The sequence below is a fragment of the Legionella sp. genome (assembly GCF_965140895.1).
Lineage (GTDB): Bacteria > Pseudomonadota > Gammaproteobacteria > Legionellales > Legionellaceae > Legionella.
Map to the genome: position 1 here is coordinate 1 of NZ_CBCSKT010000099.1, position 1,852 is coordinate 1,852.

Genomic DNA, 1,852 nt, shown 5'->3' on the forward strand with positions numbered 1-1,852 from the left:
CAAAATAACCAATCACCTATGTCCTATGCTTATGATGGCGACCGTTTTGCGGTAGTGCTTTGCTTTAACCAATCACTGGACGAGAAAGAAATAATTAAAGCGCGTAAATGGATACGTCAAGCACAGCATCTTACCGTTGAAAATGGTGGCTCTTATTACCTTCCTTATCAACACATTTCAAATCCAGAAGATTTCCATGAGGCATATCCTCACGTGAATGATGCGCTAGAAGCAAAAGATGACGTAGACCCTAAGCATTTATTTGTCAGTGGTTTCTACCAACGTTTTATGGAACCAAAACCAGAAACGAAGAATCACTTTAAAGCGATTATGGCCAATGAAGAAACTAAAGCAAAATTTGCTGGATTCTTAAAAAATGTATTGCATCGTATAGACAGTGATAAATTTTTTGCCTTGTTAGAAGACATTTTGAAATATAACGACAGCCATCAAGAAATTTATCAAGAATTATCACGACGTTTACCGGAAATCGCACCGGGTACCCTAGGCGATTTAAGTCGTATTTTTGATTCATTATCGGCAATCAAAACCGACTTGGGAGAACAAGCACACAGCTTACTACCTGAGGAAATGAAAACCATTAATGGCCTTGTTGAAATTGGCTATCCTGGTCGTTTTGTTAATGGATTCAAACAACACTACGAAATTACCGGCGAAATTGTTGCAGTCTATGAACAACAATCTATTACGGATTACATCCAAACTGGTTTCCCACGTCCTTATGATCGCTTCGAACAATTGGATTACAGTAAGCCTAATTTAGCTAATCTTGAAGATAATAGTGCTGATGTAATTACCTGTTATGTTGGTCTACACCATTTTGAAGATAATGAATTAGAACAGTTCCTAGATGAAGTAAAACGTGTTCTGCGTCCTGATGGTCGATTCTTGCTCGTAGATCATGATGTCACTGATGAAGAAACCATGAGTATGGCTCATATGGCACATACGATCTTTAATGTCGTTACTGGAGTATCTCTAGAAGAAGAGATGAAAGAAACACGCAAATTCCACTCGATGGACCATTGGAGACAAAAACTTCTGGAACACGGTCTTGGCTATGCTGTAGCTGGTCCAGACGTTCCCCTAGTGCGAAATGGTGATCCTTCACGCAATCGTATGGTGAGTTTTGCCAAGCCTGGGCCTTTATACCAGTTAAGCCAAGTGGCAGTTGAGCCAGTTGATGATGCGGAAATAGACCACAGACAGGCTCAAGTAATTGTGCCTGATTATCGTCGTCCTAGCCCTCATTCGAATGCGAAAATAATGCGTCGCGAAGGTGTATTTCAGGGAAACAATACCGCTCAATCGCCCACTCTTGTTGAGGATGAAGATGAAGATGAAGAATCGAAGATTACTTTAGTTCGCTAAAGAACGAGAGAGCTATTTAGGCTAATCGTAGGCTGGGTTGTAAAGCCCAGCCTATAATTTATAAATATAATCCTACACCTCTTCCCAATGATTAATCCCAGACTTTTTACTCAAAAACTCAATAAAACTTTGATGTGATTCAATCTCATCAGCTAAAGCCTGTACCACAATAGGGTTTGCTAAACGAAGTGAGGCTATTTCTTGCACCTGGACCTCGTTCTTATTGGCAGTCTCTTCAGCCTCACCAAACAAACTACTTTGCCCCCCGGTTAATGCCAGGTATACAAAAGCCAGAATTTCCGCGTCAAGTAATGCGCCGTGGAATTCACGATTAAAATGATCGATACCAAAACGCTTACATAAGGCATCCAAGCTATTGCGTTGTCCCGGAAATTTATCCCGTGCGTAAATCAAAGTATCGAATACGTCACAATATTCTTCTAGTTTCTTCTTCCATTGC

General features: G+C 40.5%; 2 protein-coding genes. One reads left to right on the top strand and one right to left on the bottom strand.

Going from position 1 to position 1,852, the window contains the following annotated elements; all coding sequences use genetic code 11:
* On the top strand, nt 1–1,392 hold a 1,392-nt coding region (locus ACQY7T_RS10960), incomplete at its 5' end, for a class I SAM-dependent methyltransferase (RefSeq protein ID WP_428413352.1).
* A gap of 72 nt (nt 1,393–1,464) precedes the next feature.
* Here the strand turns inward: ACQY7T_RS10960 and ACQY7T_RS10965 are convergent.
* A partial coding sequence (locus ACQY7T_RS10965; RefSeq protein WP_428413354.1) for an exonuclease domain-containing protein occupies nt 1,465–1,852 on the bottom strand: 388 nt, incomplete at its 5' end.